This is a genomic window from Pontibacillus sp. HMF3514, assembly GCF_009858175.1.
Lineage (GTDB): Bacteria > Bacillota > Bacilli > Bacillales > BH030062 > Pontibacillus.
In genome coordinates, this window is record NZ_CP047393.1 from 2,739,491 (window position 1) to 2,757,130 (window position 17,640).

At 38.8% G+C, this 17,640-nt stretch carries 15 protein-coding genes and 1 other annotated feature; of the genes, 3 read left to right on the forward strand and 12 right to left on the reverse strand.

Annotated elements, in window-relative coordinates; all coding sequences use genetic code 11:
* Together hisS and GS400_RS14190 are read right to left on the reverse strand one after the other, a co-directional pair.
* On the reverse strand, positions 1-1,278 hold the full coding sequence (hisS, locus tag GS400_RS14185) for a histidine--tRNA ligase (protein ID WP_160102833.1): 1,278 nt from the start codon (positions 1,276-1,278) through the stop codon (positions 1-3).
* 83 nt (positions 1,279-1,361) lie between these two features.
* Positions 1,362-1,585, reverse strand: a binding site (T-box leader).
* Between the two features lie 65 nt (positions 1,586-1,650).
* Positions 1,651-1,827 (reverse strand): RNA polymerase subunit sigma-70, encoded by a 177-nt coding sequence (locus tag GS400_RS14190; protein ID WP_236560957.1) that lies wholly within the window; start codon positions 1,825-1,827, stop codon positions 1,651-1,653.
* A gap of 191 nt (positions 1,828-2,018) precedes the next feature.
* On the opposite strand from GS400_RS14190, the gene GS400_RS14195 reads away from it, so the two are divergent.
* On the forward strand, positions 2,019-3,728 hold the full coding sequence (locus tag GS400_RS14195) for an N-acetylmuramoyl-L-alanine amidase family protein (protein WP_160102837.1): 1,710 nt from the start codon (positions 2,019-2,021) through the stop codon (positions 3,726-3,728).
* A gap of 692 nt (positions 3,729-4,420) precedes the next feature.
* On the opposite strand, the gene dtd is transcribed toward GS400_RS14195, so the two are convergent.
* From dtd to GS400_RS14235, 8 genes are all read right to left on the reverse strand, one after another.
* The gene (gene dtd, locus GS400_RS14200; protein WP_160102839.1) at positions 4,421-4,867 is read right to left on the reverse strand and encodes a D-aminoacyl-tRNA deacylase; all 447 of its coding nucleotides are present in this window, start codon (positions 4,865-4,867) and stop codon (positions 4,421-4,423) included.
* A gap of 11 nt (positions 4,868-4,878) precedes the next feature.
* Positions 4,879-7,080: a RelA/SpoT family protein gene (locus GS400_RS14205; protein WP_160102841.1), complete on the reverse strand. Its 2,202-nt coding sequence runs from the start codon at positions 7,078-7,080 to the stop codon at positions 4,879-4,881.
* Between the two features lie 226 nt (positions 7,081-7,306).
* Positions 7,307-7,819 carry an adenine phosphoribosyltransferase gene (locus tag GS400_RS14210; protein ID WP_160102843.1) on the reverse strand — a complete coding sequence of 171 codons (513 nt, stop codon included), beginning with the start codon at positions 7,817-7,819 and terminating at the stop codon, positions 7,307-7,309.
* On the reverse strand, positions 7,809-10,166 hold the full coding sequence (gene recJ / locus GS400_RS14215) for a single-stranded-DNA-specific exonuclease RecJ (protein WP_160102845.1): 2,358 nt from the start codon (positions 10,164-10,166) through the stop codon (positions 7,809-7,811). The genes GS400_RS14210 and recJ overlap by 11 nt, the downstream gene beginning before the upstream one ends.
* A gap of 65 nt (positions 10,167-10,231) precedes the next feature.
* Positions 10,232-10,567, reverse strand: a complete 336-nt coding sequence (locus tag GS400_RS14220) for a LapA family protein (RefSeq protein WP_160102847.1) — start codon at positions 10,565-10,567, stop codon at positions 10,232-10,234.
* A 121-nt stretch (positions 10,568-10,688) separates the two neighbouring features.
* The gene (secD, locus tag GS400_RS14225) at positions 10,689-13,043 is read right to left on the reverse strand and encodes a protein translocase subunit SecD (RefSeq protein WP_160102849.1); all 2,355 of its coding nucleotides are present in this window, start codon (positions 13,041-13,043) and stop codon (positions 10,689-10,691) included.
* 265 nt (positions 13,044-13,308) lie between these two features.
* On the reverse strand, positions 13,309-13,611 hold the full coding sequence (locus GS400_RS14230) for a post-transcriptional regulator (protein ID WP_160102851.1): 303 nt from the start codon (positions 13,609-13,611) through the stop codon (positions 13,309-13,311).
* Between the two features lie 11 nt (positions 13,612-13,622).
* The gene (locus GS400_RS14235) at positions 13,623-14,117 is read right to left on the reverse strand and encodes a COG2426 family protein (protein ID WP_236560959.1); all 495 of its coding nucleotides are present in this window, start codon (positions 14,115-14,117) and stop codon (positions 13,623-13,625) included.
* 131 nt (positions 14,118-14,248) lie between these two features.
* Between GS400_RS14235 and spoVB the strand changes: the two genes are divergently transcribed.
* The gene (gene spoVB, locus GS400_RS14240; RefSeq protein ID WP_160102853.1) at positions 14,249-15,796 is read left to right on the forward strand and encodes a stage V sporulation protein B; all 1,548 of its coding nucleotides are present in this window, start codon (positions 14,249-14,251) and stop codon (positions 15,794-15,796) included.
* Positions 15,797-15,978: 182 nt separating this feature from the next.
* Positions 15,979-16,137: a hypothetical protein gene (locus GS400_RS14245; protein ID WP_160102855.1), complete on the forward strand. Its 159-nt coding sequence runs from the start codon at positions 15,979-15,981 to the stop codon at positions 16,135-16,137.
* Positions 16,138-16,171: 34 nt separating this feature from the next.
* Here the strand turns inward: GS400_RS14245 and GS400_RS14250 are convergent, their stop codons facing one another.
* Positions 16,172-16,849: a class I SAM-dependent methyltransferase gene (locus tag GS400_RS14250; protein WP_160102857.1), complete on the reverse strand. Its 678-nt coding sequence runs from the start codon at positions 16,847-16,849 to the stop codon at positions 16,172-16,174.
* A gap of 75 nt (positions 16,850-16,924) precedes the next feature.
* A complete protein-coding gene (locus tag GS400_RS14255; protein WP_236560961.1) occupies positions 16,925-17,584 on the reverse strand; it encodes a DUF421 domain-containing protein in 660 nt (219 codons plus the stop codon).
* Positions 17,585-17,640 lie beyond the last annotated feature (56 nt).

A 17,640-nucleotide genomic window follows, 5' to 3' on the forward strand; every position in this document is an offset into this window, starting at 1 on the left:
TTACTCCCCCTTAAATTCCTTCTTCATATATTCAACGACGTCAGCGATATCGATCGTTTCTTGTTCTCCTGTTGCCATACGCTTGACATTAATTTGCTTATTCGCAAGTTCATCTTCACCTAAAACAAGAACGTACTTCGCTTGCAAGCGATCTGCTGCTTTAAATTGGGCTTTAATCTTCTTTTGCCCATAATCCTTATCTACTTGAATACCAGCTTTACGTAACTGATACACAATACCAGCAGCTTCTTTTTTCGCTTCATCACCTAGTGCGATTAAATAACAATCTAATTGTTCCTCAGTAGGAAGCTCTACACCTTCAGCTTCTAGTGCCATAAGTAAACGTTCAATACTTAGAGCAAAACCTATACCAGGTGATTCTGGTCCTCCAATTTCCTCAACAAGTCCATTGTAGCGACCTCCACCACTTAGTGTTGTGATAGCACCAAAACCTTCTGCTTCACTCATGATTTCGAATGCAGTGTGATTGTAATAATCCAAACCACGTACAAGGTTGGAATCAATTTCATATGGAATACCTAACTGATCTAAATACGCTTTGACTTGTTCGAAATACTCACGAGAATAATCATTTAGATATTCTAAGATCGATGGTGCGTCCTTCATAGCAGGATGATCACGATCCTGTTTACAATCAAGCACTCGCATTGGATTTTGTTCTAAGCGAGATTGACAATCGTTACAAAGCTCTTCTTTATGTGGTTTGAAGTGCTCAATTAGTGCCTGACGGTGATTTTGTCGACTTTCCTTATCACCTAGGCTGTTTAAAACTAGCTTTAATGAACGTAAACCTAGTTCTTGATAGGAGTTCATTGCAAGTGCAATTACTTCAGCATCAATACCAGGGTCTTCGCTTCCTAAAGCTTCAATTCCAAATTGAACGAACTGTCTTGTGCGACCTTGTTGCGGACGCTCATAACGAAACATCGGTCCAAAATAGAATAATTTTGTTGGCTGATTTGGAAGCCCATAAAGTTTATGTTGTACAAAAGAACGTACAACGGAAGCTGTACCTTCTGGACGAAGGGTTAGACTACGACCTCCACGATCTTCAAATGTGTACATTTCTTTTTGAACAATATCTGTCGAGTCCCCTACACCTCTTTGAAACAATTCTGTATGTTCAAAGATCGGTGTACGGATCTCTTTATAATGATAACGACGGCATAAATCCGATAAGACTGATTCAACATATTGCCACTTCTCAACTTCACCAGGCAAAATATCCTGGGTACCACGAGGTAATTTAAAACTCATGTTCATCCTCCTAAAAGAGTTATTTTATCTAAAAATTGTTTGAATAATATAAAAACTCCCGTCCCATATTCGATCATTGACCGAATAGGGACGGGAGTTGAATTCCCGCGTTGCCACCCTAGTTGAAGCAAAGGCTTCCGCTTAAACAGTTAACGCCTGCTACGTCCTACACCTACTAAGCTAAACTGTTCGATTAGGAACCTAAGGAATGTCTTTCATAAAGATACGCTGCAGAAATGCTTCCAGCCTGTGGCATTCCCTCTCTGGCCAAGTGATTCTTTATTACTCTTTCCCTCTTTGGTTCATATATGGATTTTCGATTCAAGATAGTTTATGAGTTGATTACTATCATAATCCCGTATATATGGAATGTCAAGCACGATTCAGACTTTCTTTTATTTTTTTAATATCTTTCAATGAGACCCCAAATTCTTGTGCCATTTCCATACGTGATAAGTGCTGATCTTTCTCAATAAAGTCATGAAAGTTCACTCCGAAAATATCTTTACTGGTTTGATTAGAGGATTGTTGCTTATGACCTTCTCTCACCATCAAAACTCCCTTCAGTCTTTCTACTCATTTTTCCCGAAACTTTGATTTTTTTACGTAAAAAAAGAGGATAATTAGACTTTTTGTCGAAAGTGGAAAATTACTCAATGAGTATGTTAGAAATGTAAGGGCGACTTTCATAACCACAGAACAATAACTTTATTAAATTAAAAATTAGGAGGAATACGACATTGACACTAAAAAAACGCACCACGCTCCTCTTTTTTCTTATCATAGGTTCTTTTTTTATATTGAGCAGTGATATTTCAGCAGAGAGTACAGCGGTCATTAAGGTGGAGCCTCTAAATGTTCGAGGAGGACCTGGCTTATCTCATGAACAGGTTACTCAAGTTCATAAAGGAGAGTCTTATCCTGTCATTCAACAAAAAGGGAACTGGGTACAAATTCAAATGGATTCTAGAAAAGGCTGGGTAGCAAAATGGCTAGTTGACCTAAAGGGGACTCCGACAGTTGGTAAAGTAACTTCTGATGTAGATCGCCTACGAATTCGCTCAGGACCTGGCACAGCTCATGACATTTTGGGACATATGAACAAAGGAACTTCTTATTCAAAATCTGGTGAACAGGGTGAATGGATCCGTATTGATTATGATGGGAAACAAGGCTGGGTACATCAAAACTATGTAAATGTTACTACAGCAGCCTCTTCTTCATCCGACCAGCAACAAGCTGAAGAAAAAATGGTTCAAGTAAACAACTTAAATGTGCGTAAAAGACCATCTTTATCATCTGAAGTCATTGACCAACTAGACAAAGGTACTAAAGTTACAGTGACCTCTGAAAGAGAAAATTGGTCAAACGTTACATATAATAACAATCAAGGATGGGTAGCCTCTCAATTTATTGAGAAGTCGACACCAGCTTCAACACAAGAAGACGATACCAATCCGTCTACTGAACAATCCAAAGGTACCGTGACTGTTCAAACGCCTATTCTAAATGTACGTAGTGAAGGTAACTTGGGCAGTCAGGTGATTGCTCAAGTAAAAAAGGGAGATAAACTTCCTTTCCTTCAAGAAAAAGAAGCTTGGTATCAAATCAAACTTGATAACGGACAGACTGGTTGGGTAGCTAACTGGCTTGTAGAGAGAGATTCGGTTTCTACATCAAATAGCAAGGAATGGATCACCCTACTCTACAATGCAACAAACATCCGCAAAGGCCCAGGAACGGATACAGCTATTGTAGGACGAGCTTCTATGGGAGATCAGTTCGTAGTCAAAAGTCATAAAAACAAGTGGTATGAAATTGAATACAATAATAAAACCGCTTATGTTGCGGACTGGATCGTAGCAAACAGTCAGACAGATATCAAACAAATGTCTCAGAAAAACCAAACGTTAAAAAATAAAACAATCGTTATCGATGCTGGTCATGGTGGGAGAGATGTTGGAACCATTGGTCATGACGGATTTTATGAGAAAAAATTAACGATTAAAACGGCAAATCGTTTAGCTGAACGTCTTCGATTAGCAGGTGCAAATGTAATTCTAACTCGTACGGATGATACGTATATATCCTTAAGCTCTCGAGCTACAATGTCTAATGTGAAAGGCGCAGATGCATTTTTAAGCCTTCACTATAACAGCTTCCCTCAGTCACCGAGCGTATCAGGGATTGGGACGTACTATTATCATGACCGTGACCGCGCCTTTGCTCAAACGGTACAAAGAGCTATGATTCAATCAACCGCTTTACACAATCGCGAAGCACGATTCGGTGATTACCATGTTATTCGTGAAAATAGACAACCTGCATTATTGTTAGAACTAGGGTTTTTATCTAATCCTCAAGAAGGCAAAACGGTTCAAACGAAAAGTTTTCAGGAGAAAATCACTAAGGGCATCGCTAAAGGTGTCATTGAGTATCTAAATAAGTAGAATCACACAAACAAGCTCAGAGTTAATCTGAGCTTGTTTTTTATTAGTTCGTTGTTCCACAATTGCCCCCTTATGTGGAAGACTTGGTTTCGAGATAAGATGAGTATGGTTCCGTTGCTTTTATGGAGTGCGGCGGGCTGGGAAACGGGCTGCTTTCCCCGGACGAACGATCGAGCCTCCTCATACGCTACGCTTCTTGCGGGGTCTCGCTCGCCCGTTTTTCCGGAGGAGTCAGCCCGTTTCCCAGCCCACCTTAGCCGTATGGAGATTAACGGAACCGCTGCGTAATAAGTGTTTCTGATTCCAGTGTTAAGCTTTACTATAATGACACAGAAAATGACTCAAACACCTGATATAAAGCTTGTTAACGTTATCTCTGAAATTCATCGAACACTTTTATGGCAATAAGGAAATTCAGCTAATTAGAGCTGGGTCCGTTAACCTTCACTTCAATAGGGGGGAAGGAAACGGTGAGACTCCAGTGGTATTACGATCGGGCGAGACCCCGCAGAGAGTGAAACGAACGAGGAGGCTCGACCGTGAGTCCACAGGACGCGAACCGTTTCACTGACCCCTTCCTCTTTTTAACGAAACGGACCCTCCTACTCACTAAGATGCTTATTCAAGATAACTGCCATATAATCGAATAAAAAAAGCGACTGATGCTATATCAGTCGCTTCATACATATGCTCTATCGATCTTTACTTTCTAATATGAGCGTTACAGGGCCTACGTTGGTAAGTTGTACGTCCATCATTTCTCCAAATGCGCCAGTTTCAACCGGTACGCCCTGGTCACGGACGTATCCATTGAAAATCTCGTAGAGCTCATTCGCCGGCTCTGGTCTTGCTGCGTTTTGAAAGCTAGGTCGACGCCCTTTTCGGCAATCCCCATACAAAGTGAATTGGGAAATTGAGAGCATCTGACCTTCTTGATCTTTTAGAGAAAGATTCATCTTACCCTGGTCATCCTCAAATATGCGAAGGTTTGTAATTTTATCTGCTAAATATTTTGCGTCTTCCTCTGTATCATCATGTGTAACACCTAGTAAAACCACTAATCCCTCATCGATCGAACCAGTCGTTTCCCCTTTGACTGTCACACTAGCGTTTCTACCTCGTTGGATGACTGCTTTCATCAAATCGCTCCCTACTGTAACATTCTGCGAACAGTGTACACATCAGGAATTTGTTTAATACGGTCTACTACTTTTCGCAGATGACTCACATTGTGAATCATAATGGTCATATTGATTGTAGCCATTTTATTTTTGTCAGACTTACCAGTAACGGCTGTGATATTTGTCTTTGTCTCATTTACAGCGTGAAGAACTTCATTTAATAATCCTCTTCGGTCATATCCTGAAATCTCAATATCTAAGCTGTATTGTTTACTGTCTTCTGTAGACCCTTCCCATTCAACAGGTAATAAACGTTGTTTCACGTCCTCTGTTTGAACATTTGGACAGTCCGCACGGTGAACAGATACTCCACGACCTTTCGTGATGTAACCCACAATGTCATCACCAGGTACAGGATTACAGCATCGGGATAAACGAACTAATAAGTTGTCTACGCCTTTCACTTTTACGCCTGAATCTTTTTTCTTATTCGGCTTGTTCTTGATTTCAGTTTGAACACCTTCGAGCGTTTCTTCTAAATCTTGTTCTTTCTGCTGTTTACGTCGAATCTTTTCCGTTAGTCTTGTTGCAATTTGAGCTGCTGTAATTCCTTGATAGCCAACAGCAGCAAACATGTCCTCTTCACTCGTGAAATTAAACTTCTCTGCAACCATTTTTAGGTTTTCTACTGTAAATACGTCTTTTGGTTCAATTTCCATAGAGCGAATTTCTTTTTCAACAAGTTCTTTACCTTTAGAGATATTTTCATCTCGCTTTTGTTTCTTAAAGAATTGTTTAATTTTAGTTTTCGCTTGAGAGGTTTGGGTAACTTTAATCCAATCCTTTGAAGGACCATAGGAATGTTTGGAAGTCATCACTTCGACAATATCCCCAGTCTGCAGCTTATAGTCTAACGGCTCCATTTTGCCGTTTACTTTTGCACCAATGGTTTGGTTACCTACCTCGGTATGAATGCGAAAGGCGAAATCAATTGGTACAGAACCTGAAGGTAGTTCAATTACATCCCCTTTTGGTGTAAAGACATACACCATATCGGAAAATAGATCGACTTTTAATGATTCCATGAACTCTTCAGCATCATGTGTTTCATTTTGCCATTCTAAAATTTCACGGAACCAGCTTAAGCGTTCATCGAAGGACTGGGAATTATGATCTACATTTTTTCCTTCTTTATAAGCCCAGTGAGCTGCGATACCATATTCAGCAATCTCGTGCATCTCATGCGTACGAATCTGTACCTCTAATGGTTCACCTTTAGGACCGATCACAGTCGTATGAAGTGATTGATAAAGGTTCGGCTTCGGCATAGCTATATAGTCCTTGAAACGACCTGGCATAGGTTTCCAACAAGTATGAATGATCCCTAATACGGCATAACAGTCTTTAATACTATTCACGAGTACGCGGACAGCTAATAAGTCATAGATTTCATTAAATTGCTTGTTTTCTAATGCCATTTTTCTATAAATACTGTATAAGTGCTTCGGTCTTCCAGATATCTCAGCGTTAATATTCACATCGTCTAATTGATTATGAATTTCATCCATAACTTCTCCAATATAATACTCACGTTCGTTGCGCTTTTGTTTCATAAGGTGAACAATACGGTAGTATTGTTGTGGGTTCATATAGCGAAGTGCAGTATCTTCAAGTTCCCACTTAATTGTGGATATACCAAGACGATGCGCTAGAGGTGAAAATATCTCTAACGTTTCATTTGAAATGCGACGCTGCTTTTCAGGTGGAAGGTGCTTCAACGTACGCATGTTGTGTAAGCGGTCAGCTAGCTTAATTAAAATGACACGAATGTCTTTCGCCATAGCCACAAACATTTTTCGATGGTTTTCCGCTTGTTGAGCTTCCTTCGATTTATATTTAATTTTTCCAAGCTTAGACACGCCGTCTACAAGCATGGCGACTTCTTCATTAAATTCATCTTGTAACTCGTCCACTGTCACATTCGTATCTTCTACAACATCGTGTAAGAAGCCACCAGCAATTGTGACCGGATCCATCTCTAGCTCGACGAGTATACCAGCTACTTGGACAGGATGAATGATGTAAGGCTCTCCAGACTTTCGATACTGCTCTTTATGTGCTTCTTGCGCAAACTCGTATGCACTGCGAATAAAGGTAGTATCTTCATCGGATAAATATTGACCCGCCTTCTCGATCACTTCATCTGCTGTCAAAATTTTATCTTTCGACATCGTATCACCTTAATCGTTAAAGTTCGTCATCATTCGACGATTGTATGCATTCATTATCAAAAATTATGAGAACAATGTAAAGTCATAAGGTTGGGGGATTTAACCCAAGTATTCCTATAATAGACTTTCTTAAAACCTAAAAATCACCAGTTATTGTATTCATAACTAATTTATTTTATAAAGTGTAAACAAAGAGTACTCCTAAAAGGAGCACTCTTTTTTGATATTAGTATTCCATTAGTGTTAAAACATCGTAACCTTCAAGCTTTTCACGTCCATGTAAGTACGTAAGCTCTACTAAGAAAGCGCAGCCTACTACAATTCCACCAAGTTGTTCAACAAGGTTTATTGTAGCTTCAATCGTTCCGCCTGTCGCTAATAAGTCATCTGTAATTAAAACACGTTGGCCTGGTTTAATCGCATCTTTATGAATCGTTAGAACATCTGAACCGTACTCTAGACCATAATCTACTTTGATGGTTTCACGTGGAAGCTTTCCTTCTTTTCTTACTGGAGCGAATCCAACTTCCATTGCGTAGGAAACCGGGCAACCAATAATGAAGCCACGAGCTTCAGGGCCTACTACAAGGTCAATTTCTCTTTCCTTAGCATATTCTACGATTTCATCTACAGCAGACTTGAAAGCAGTCCCGTTATCCATAAGTGTTGTAATATCTTTAAACTTAATTCCTTCTTTAGGCCAGTCCTCTACAACTGTAATATATTGCTTATAATCCATTTGCTACTTCCTCCTTAGCATATGCAGCACGATCCAATTGCTCATCGAACCAAGTTTTTAATTGCTGGTAAGATGAGAAATATAAGGTTTGTTCAACATTTAATTGTTCGTATTTATTTTGATAAAGCGTTGATTCAGTCAAATCTTTCTTAGAAGGATTCGGATTCAACGTTAAAAGTCCATTATCTATTTTAACAAATTCTAATTCAAAAAACACCTGTGATATAAATTCAATTGAATCCATAGACCAGCCTTTATGTTGGGCAAGCTTAGGACCTTCATTTTCTAAATGGAATTGTTTCCTCTTCAAAAGCATGCCATAGAACCATTTGAAATGGTCGCGATTAGGAAGAGCTTTCAAAAAGGCCGTATCATCTGTTCGATAACAGGCGTGGATATTATTTGGTTTCATTTTACGAACGACTTCCCCTAAATGGGATAAATCCTTCGGCATATCCATAATTAACAAATGATCTACATGATCTTCTGGCATATCTTCAAACATCTCTTCATCTAATAACTCAATAAAATCAAAGTGCTCGGTTACCCACTCATTTTGTTCAGTAATAGGCTCAAAAAAGACGGCTAAAGCATCTTGGCTTTGTACACTTTCTAAAGATTGTTGAAGCTTACGATTGCCTCTACGATCAAATAATTGCCAATCATCAACTCGGATGTCTTTCATCATTACCTGTGGTTTACTTCGTCCGTTCCATTCATTAATCGATAGTTCTCCTACTACAGAGAGTTGAGATTGAGGTGACATTTTCTCATAAAGATCACCTAAACCAAATCCAATGGCATCGATATCCGTACTTCCATCCCGGAATTTCAATTTCAAATGGTTCAGTTGACTACCGATCTGTCGCATTTCAACTGGCGCCTGTTTATCAATCATAAACAATGGTTTAGGGTTCCCCATACCAAATGGCGATAACTGATTTACTTCTTCAATCGTGTCTAACGTAATATCCTCAATTTTAATAGTTGAGTCGATTGTATAAACTTGCCTGAAATCTTCCGGCTCTAACTGTTCATCGGCTTTTTGACATAGAGCTTGGCGAATAGAGGCTACATTTTCTTGAGGTAATGTCATTCCTGCTGCTTGGGCATGTCCACCAAAATGAGTGAACAAGTCTCGAATTTCCATACAATTTGTAAATAAATCAAACGCATCAATGCTACGAGCTGACCCTTTTGCCGTCTGCTTCTCTGGGTCAATCGTTAACACAATCGTGGGACGGTCATATCGATTGACTAAGCGAGAAGCTACAATACCAAGTACACCTTGGTTCCACCCTTCCTTAGCTACAACAATAACTGAAGGTAAACCATCTTCCTGAGCATCCAGGATCGCTTCAGCTTCTTTAGCAATGTCTGAAACAACTTTTTGACGTTCTTTGTTCAGGTTTTGAATGTATTCAGCTAATTGATTTGCTTCATCATCTGAATCTGTTAAAAGCAACTCAACAGCTGGATATGCATCTTGTAAACGCCCTACTGCATTGAGACGAGGACCAATCGCAAAGCCAATATCCTCTTCAGTCATTTGGTCATTCAAACTACATACTTGCTTTAGAGCTTGAATACCTGGACGAATGCTTCTAGAAAGAGCTTTTAAACCATAAGAAGCTAAAATGCGGTTTTCTCCTTTAAGGGGGACAAGGTCTGCAATTGTTCCTATTACGACTAGATCTAACAAGTGTTTAGGGAAATCACCTAATAAGGCTTGGGAAAGCTTAAATGCAACCCCAACACCCGCAAGCTCTTGGAAAGGATAATCTGTAGAACACTTTGGATGAACTATAGCCAAAGCATCTGGCATTTTCTCTTGAACCTCATGGTGATCCGTAATAATAAGGTCCATACCTAATTCTTTAGCTACATCTGCTTCATGATTCGCAGCAATACCGGTATCGACTGTTATGATTACAGATACACCTTCTGCATGCGCATTTTGAAAAGCTTCCTCATTCGGACCATAGCCTTCTGTGAAGCGATTCGGAATATAATAGTCGACCGTTGCTCCCATTTCACGTAACGTTTCCATCATGACAGCGGTTGCACTAACCCCGTCGGCATCATAATCACCAAAAACAAGAATGCGCTCTTGTTTTTCAACAGCTTCTCTTATTCTTTCAACAGCTTTATTCATATCATGCATAAGCATGGGGTCATGTAAATCGTTTAAATCGGGATGTAAAAAGGTTTGAACATCCTGCTGAGTCACAATCCCTCGTTGTTGTAACAATTGTCTGGTTAATGGTGTCAGAGAAATCGATTCATCCATAGTGGTAGAAGGATTCTCTGTTTGTACCATATTCCATTTTGCTTTACTACGTAACATAAATTCACCCCTGACGAACTCATTATACAAGAGGTCATCAGGGGTAGCAAACGCAATTTTATAATCTAATTTTCTTTATTTTCTTCCTTAGCTGCCTCGTTTTCATAGCTATGATCACGATCTGTTTCATGTACTGGTGTGTTCGTCGTATTTGATTCTAGCTCTTGGATTTTACGCTGTAAATTTCGATTGGTTCTTTTTATTTTATAATTTTGGATCGTCCCAAAAACACCTACAATAAGGCCTCCCATAAGAACAGAGCCCAAAATAATTAAAATTAATGGAGCTTGCCCTGTTCCAAATAGATAGTTGACTTCAACAGAATCTACATTGATGACAGCAAAAATGGCTACGATAAGTGCAAATATTAAAGCTAAAATAAACCCTGATTGACCTTTCACATGATCACCTCATTTTTTTATGTTTTTATTAGTCTATTCCCTAATTTCTGTTTGGACACACTTATGTAATAAAGAAACCTGCCTCTAACCGATAGAAGCAGGTTTCTTGATGTTAACTCTTTTATACTTGTGGGCCACCTGTATTCTTTTTCTCTACATATTGGATTGGTTTACGCTTCAGCATACTTCCTCTCCACACTAACCATAGCTGAGCTGCTAGGAAGATGGAAGAGTACGTACCTGCAATAAGTCCAACCACTAATGCGAATGAGAAGTTCGTGATTGAAGTAGCACCAAAGATCAGAAGCATTAGTGCTGCAAATACAACCGTTAATACTGTGTTTATACTACGAGCTAGTGTTTGCATCAAGCTCTTATTTACGATTTCCGCTAACTCACTAAACGTTTTGACACGTTTCTTCAGTTTTAAGTTCTCACGTATGCGGTCGAAGGTTACGATCGTATCGTTAACCGAGTACCCTACTATGGTGAGAATCGCTGCGATAATCGTAATGTCGAACTCTAATCCAGTAATCGCGAATAACGCCACAATAAAGAAGGAGTCGTGTAGTAACGCAATAATCGATGTAATTGCAAAATAAATCTCAAATCGGATCGTTACATAAATAATGATACCGATTGAAGCAATTGCTACTGCATAGATTGCGTTTTTCACAAGCTCTTGTCCTACTATCGGAGAAACTGTGCTTGCATTTGGCTCACTACCATATTCTTCTTTAAAGTAATTTTTGATCTTAGCGATAGTATCTTTCTCTAATACATTATCAAAACGGACAACACCAATATCTTTGTTGTCACCAGATATCACAACTTTCTTCGTTTCAATACCTAGTTCATCAAAGTGTTCATTAATATCTTCAGTTGTAATCGATTGATCTGCTAAGATTTGAACACGTGAACCACTTGTAAAGTCAATGCCAAGGTTTAGTCCTTTGAAAGCGATAAAGGAACCGCCTAAAATGACTAAAGCAATGGAAAGCGCAAAGAATTTCTTACGGTGCTTAACAAAGTCGAATTCACGACCAAATACTTTGGCTTCAACAACTTCGCCTTTTTCTATATCCTTAATATCTTCCTTTTTCACACCAAAGAATCCTGGACGTTTGTTAAGGAAACGACTTTTCACCCATATTCCAAGAAGTAAACGAGATCCGTACACAGCTGTAATAAAGCTGACAAGAATCGAAACAATTAACATGGTCGCGAAACCTTTTACAGAACTTGTCCCAAATGAGAACAATACAATGGCTGCAAGTAATGTCGTAATGTTCGCATCTAGAATCGTAGCTAAAGAACGACTGTTACCTGCTTTGAAGGCAGACATGGTTGACTTTCCGGATTTGATTTCTTCTTTAATTCGTTCATAGGTAATGATATTTGCGTCTACCGCCATACCAACACCTAGAACCAATGCCGCAATACCAGGTAGTGTTAGAACGCCATTCATAAGCTCAAACACAACAAGGATTAAGAAGATATAAAGACTTAACGTGATTGATGCGATAAAACCAGGGAAACGGTAATACATCATCATGTATAGGAAAATTAACGCAATCCCAATTGCACCAGCAAAAATGGTTTTGTTCATCGCTTGTTCACCGAATTGTGCACCAACAGAGGTTGAGTAAAGCTCTTCCATGTTTACTGGAAGTGAACCAGCGTTAAGGATGTCAGCTAACTCTTTTGCTTCCTGAATGGTGAAGTCACCCGTGATTTGAACCGTTTGTGTCATAAGACGCTCATTTACACTTGGAGCAGAAACAAAGTCTTGCTCTGTAGGTTCCATTCTCACTTGCTCAACATATTTGTCACCTTCTGTGTAATCCAGCCAGATGACCATAGCGTTTTTACGAAGACCTTCAGAAGTGGTCCCTTTTCCTAAAGCTGCAACTTTTTCGGTAACATTAGCAAAATCAGAAGCATCCTTAACTTTTAATGTAACTAGTGGCTGATTCGTTTCACTGAACGCTTGCTTCGCACTACCTTCTACAAGGTTTGTAGCATTAAAGATCTCGCCCTCTTCAGTATCAGGCTCATTACTTTCATCATCAAAGTCTAGCTTTAAAGGTTGATCATTAATTCTGATTTCTTCATCATCAATTGTTCTGAACGATAAACGTGCAGAAGTAGATAATAGCTCTCTAGCCTTTTGCTGATCATCGATACCGGCTAACTGAACACGAATACGACTCGGTTCCTCAATCGTTACATTCGTTTCACTTATACCAAGTGAATCCACACGGCGATAAATCGTCTCTACCGTGGCTTCTAACACTTCTCGGTTAATAACCTGATCTTCATCTACCGGTTCAACATTATATAAAATTTCAAATCCGCCCTGTAGATCTAACCCAAGACGTATGTCTTTTGTAACTCCTTGTATCGTCGTTCCTATTGTTCCTATAAATAATAGCAGCAATAGAAAAAAGGCAACGATACGACCTCTTTTAACCATGAGTATGTGTGCCTCCTTCTTTCTCCAACAAACCTTGTAAGTAATTAAGTAATTTTCTTGCTGTTCAATTGAACAAAAGCGACATGACCGCTTATTTGATTTTAGAACATCAAATTTTCAGCTTCATTAAGTATAATATCATTACTAAAAATTATAAGATCTAAATGAATAAATATATAGGCTGACTCAAGCATTTAGAGTCAGCCTACCTAAATATTATAGAAATGTTTGACAACTCATGTCAATAACACTTTTCTTAAGTAGTTTAGACTTCTTCTGGTAAATGATTGCGTAAAGCTTCAACCTGAGCTAATAAATCATCTTCCTGATAAGCTTGGACAGTTAGATAACTCATATATGTACCGGAATCTAAATGAAGAACATCCTGAACGATCTCATGTAAGCGTTTATCAGGTTGTTTCCCTTTCCACACCTTCTTCTCTAGGCATTTCCAAATGTCTTCTTCATGTGCCCTCGAATATCCTAGCATGTGAAACTCATCTACTTTACTTGTTAGAACCGGATAGATCCATTTTTTCCAATGAGCGACAGGCTTTCCTTCTTCCATGCTTTTCCTCCTTATACATTAAGAACTGAAAATGATAAAGCACCGATGACGATACCGGCAATCAGTACGCCAACGACTATAGATAAAAACGCATACCAGAAACGAATGGCAAAAAATGCAGCAGCTAAGCAAGCACTATATGCCCCTGTTGTTGGTAAGGGTACTGCTGTAAATAAAATCAATCCAATTGCACCAAACTTTTCTACGTTCGAACTCTTTTTCATTGTTCGTTCATAAAGCCATGTGTACATCCGTTCGTACCATCGGAATCGCATGAGCCAGTTGCTGATTGGTAGAAATAACAACAGTAATGGAATAATAGGCAACACATTCCCGAATACACTTAATAGATATGACTTCACAAATGAAAAGTCATAAACTCCATACGCAACGGGTAAACCACCTCGTAACTCTAAAATGGGCATGGCTGAAATAATCATGACCACAAGTTCAGGTGGTAAAAAATCTAATGTGGTTATAAAAAAATCAATGAGCTTCTCCTTCAAGAACCTAATCCTCCTGCATTTTTTAAATTAAATTCCATTATACTAGATTGCTTGTCATGCTTGACCACCTTTTTTGCATATACATTCATTGTATATGAATTTCAATTTTTTGAGAAGGTAGGTCGTTATGAATGACCAAGCAAACCTTTTTGCAGGGGACGCTTATTTTAATCGCAGCAGGTATGATTACAAGATTTCTAGGTTTTGTAAACCGAATCGTAGTGGCAAGAATAATGGGAGAAGAAGGTGTCGGCCTTTACATGATGGCCATTCCAACGCTAATCCTTGTCATTACACTTACACAATTTGGACTACCTGTCGCGATCTCCAAGCGTGTAGCTGAAGCTGAAGCACACGGGGATCTAAACCGAATCAAAAAGATTTTAGTCATCTCACTTGTTGTGACGGGTGTATTAAGTGTTGTATTTACAACTGGCATGATTTTGCTCGCTCCCTTATTATCCCAAACACTTCTTACAGATGAAAGAACCTTATATCCATTATTAGCAATTAGTCCAATTGTCCCGATTGTGGCGATTTCTTCTGTATTACGTGGATACTTTCAAGGGCTTCAAAATATGAAACCACAAGCGTATTCACAAGTCATTGAACAAGTAGTACGTATTACGTTTGTTGCTTTGTTCACCAAAGCACTTGCTCCATATGGCGTGGAGTATGCGGCTGCTGGTGCTATGATTTCGGTTGTATTAGGAGAGTTTTGCTCACTTCTCTATATGATACGTATGTTTAAAATGAAAAAGCGCATTAAAATCCGAAGAAAGTTCTCAAAGTACTTACAACAAAGCAAAGATACATTGAACGAGCTTATGTCTATTGCACTTCCAACAACAGGGAGTAGACTTGTTGGATCTTTTTCATTCTTCCTTGAACCCATACTTGTTTCACAAAGTCTTGCGATTGCTGGAGTGCAAACAGCAATGGCCACGAAACAGTACGGGGAGCTAACTGGATACGCTCTTCCATTACTAATGTTACCTACATTCATAACCCATTCACTATCTGTAGCATTAGTTCCGAACATTAGTGAAGCTGGCGCAAAAGCTAATCAATCATTGATCCATTATCGAATTCACCAAGCTATTCGGCTATCCTTTGCATCTGGTGCTTTAGCTACTGTTGTATTAACCATTTTTGCTGTACCGATTCTTACATTTATGTATGGGCATGGAAACGCAGCTCGTTTCTTAACAGTCATGGCTCCATTCTTTTTATTACTATATTTCCAAGCTCCTTTACAAGCTGCCTTGCAAGCTTTGGACCTGGCAAAAGCAGCTATGTGGAACAGTTTAATTGGTGCTTTTGTGAAATTCGCAGTCCTCGTTGCACTTGCAACGCAACCTCAATTCGGAATCATGGGAGTTGCTTTAGCCATTGTTGTAGGTGTTGTGTTGGTTACCTTATTACATCTCTTCACATTAATGAAGACGATTAACTTTAAAATACCAGCTTTAGATGTCGTTAAAATGATTGGGCTTATTGCTCTAACTTGGGTAGCCGGGAAACAACTTAGTTCAATCTTTCCGGAGTCTTTGTCCCAGGTCATACCGTTTTTAATCATTCTCGTTATTTTCACAGGAATGTATGTGGCCTTACTGTTCCTTTTCCGTTTTGTAACAAAGGAGGAGTTAAAACAATTACCTATTTTCCAAAAGAAGTAACCAATTATTATATTAATATAATAGATAAATTAGACAAAACTAGTATTCATTGTTATACTTAATATATCTTATTAATAAATTGAGGGACTTACAGTAAAACTCCGGATAAGAGTGGTCCTTTTAAAAATTTACAAATAAGAGACTGAGGTAATTCTGTGTTATACAGAGTTATAGGTGTTTACTTGTCCGGAATTAAGATTACTTTTGGCGATGATAATAAAGAGAGAACATTTGAGACTCGCGAAGCTGCTGAACGCTATCTCGAAACGATTAAACAAGAAAATGTTTTACCAAACACATATGAACTAGTTGTTGAACAAATAGAATCCGATTCTGCATAAATAAAGGAGTCCTCCTGTAAAAGAGGACTCCTTTTTATTTTCTTAGCATAAACACCCACATAAACGTTAGTGCTTGCTTTAATGGAGTTGGTAATTGTTCTACTGGAAAGTCTTTTGCTTCTTCCTTATAAACACCATGCCCATCAACGACTTGCCAGCCCATTTCTCTTGAAAGGTTTTCAAACTCCCATGGCATCATTGTGTTACAGATTACTTCTTCCCCATACAAACGACGATAACTATTTTGTCTAGGACCTGCAGTAGGGCCAAGTAAACCTAAACATAACTTCCCACCTGGCTTAATGACACGCATAATCTCCTGTAACGCTTGTTTCGGATCTTCTGTCCATTCAATGGAATTAATAGCTACAACACCATCAAGACTCTCATCCTCAAAAGGAAGTTGTGCTAAATCACCTACTGTGAAGCTCAATCCATCACATTGAACTTCTTTTGCTTTATCAATCATTTTAGGTGAAATATCCACACCAACAACATGATACCCAGATTGATTTAGTTTATAGGAACCGTAACCGTCCCCACATCCAATATCCGCTATTTTCCCCTTTGCTTCCAGATGTTTCTCCACAAAAGGAACAATTGTTGATCTACTGCCCTTTTCCCACATACTACGACTCTTCTCATTCCAAAATGAAACGTTAGAATTCCATCTTTCCTCAACTGCTCTATGCCAATTAAATGACTTCCCCATGTTTTTCCCCCTCAATTCATACAGAAAGATGGCCCGTAACGTGCACGACCATCTTTTACTCATCTGTATATCATATTACCTTTTTTCATCATATTCGTCGATATACCACTTATTCTGATTGTCTACAGTAAGAAAGGATATTTGCTTCGGGTTCTCATATCCCCGCTTTTGTAACTCTTTAATGAGCCACTCTTCATCTCTATTATTTTGCTTTAAATTTTCATATTGTACCTTTCCATCTGCAATAAGAGGTGTAATAAAGCCTTTTTCCCCACCATTCCCCTGTTTTTCAAATACAGACAGCTTTCCTGAAGGTTCAAGTACTGCAAAGTCCACATCACTAATTTTTTCTGTACCATTTTCGCGAAGTTGCTGCATTAAATCATCAAAATTATATCGCTGTTTTCTCATTTCCCGCTCATCAATCTTCCCTTCCCGAATGATCATTGAGGGTTTTCCATCGACCATTTCTCGGAAGGGTTGACTCTTAAGTGATATAAAGGCACTTCCTCGCTGAATAATTAATAGAACAATCATGGGGACAAACGCATGCATAAATGATTCAGTAGGCTCTTCAACAGAAAACACCGCAATTTCTGCAAGCATTATAAATACGACAAGGTCTAAAATACTTAATTCACCAATCTCCCGTTTACCCATTAAACGGAAAATAAATAGGATAATGATATAAACCAAAACGGTCCGAAATACAATCGTCCAAAGCTGGATGTCCAAGTTTACGCCTTCTTTCTGCACAATTTCACTCTTAGTTTGAACGATTTTCTCCACCT

Bases quoted from the DNA above. Each gene is read 5' to 3' on its own strand.
- hisS (WP_160102833.1), bottom strand. From the start codon at position 1,278: ATGAGTTTTAAATTACCTCGTGGTACCCAGGATATTTTGCCTGGTGAA.
- dtd (WP_160102839.1), bottom strand. From the start codon at position 4,867: ATGAAAGCAGTCATCCAACGAGGTAGAAACGCTAGTGTGACAGTCAAA.
- GS400_RS14205 (WP_160102841.1), bottom strand. From the start codon at position 7,080: ATGTCGAAAGATAAAATTTTGACAGCAGATGAAGTGATCGAGAAGGCG.
- GS400_RS14210 (WP_160102843.1), bottom strand. From the start codon at position 7,819: ATGGATTATAAGCAATATATTACAGTTGTAGAGGACTGGCCTAAAGAA.
- recJ (WP_160102845.1), bottom strand. From the start codon at position 10,166: ATGTTACGTAGTAAAGCAAAATGGAATATGGTACAAACAGAGAATCCT.
- secD (WP_160102849.1), bottom strand. From the start codon at position 13,043: ATGGTTAAAAGAGGTCGTATCGTTGCCTTTTTTCTATTGCTGCTATTA.
- GS400_RS14230 (WP_160102851.1), bottom strand. From the start codon at position 13,611: ATGGAAGAAGGAAAGCCTGTCGCTCATTGGAAAAAATGGATCTATCCG.
- spoVB (WP_160102853.1), top strand. From the start codon at position 14,249: ATGACCAAGCAAACCTTTTTGCAGGGGACGCTTATTTTAATCGCAGCA.
- GS400_RS14250 (WP_160102857.1), bottom strand. From the start codon at position 16,849: ATGGGGAAGTCATTTAATTGGCATAGAGCAGTTGAGGAAAGATGGAAT.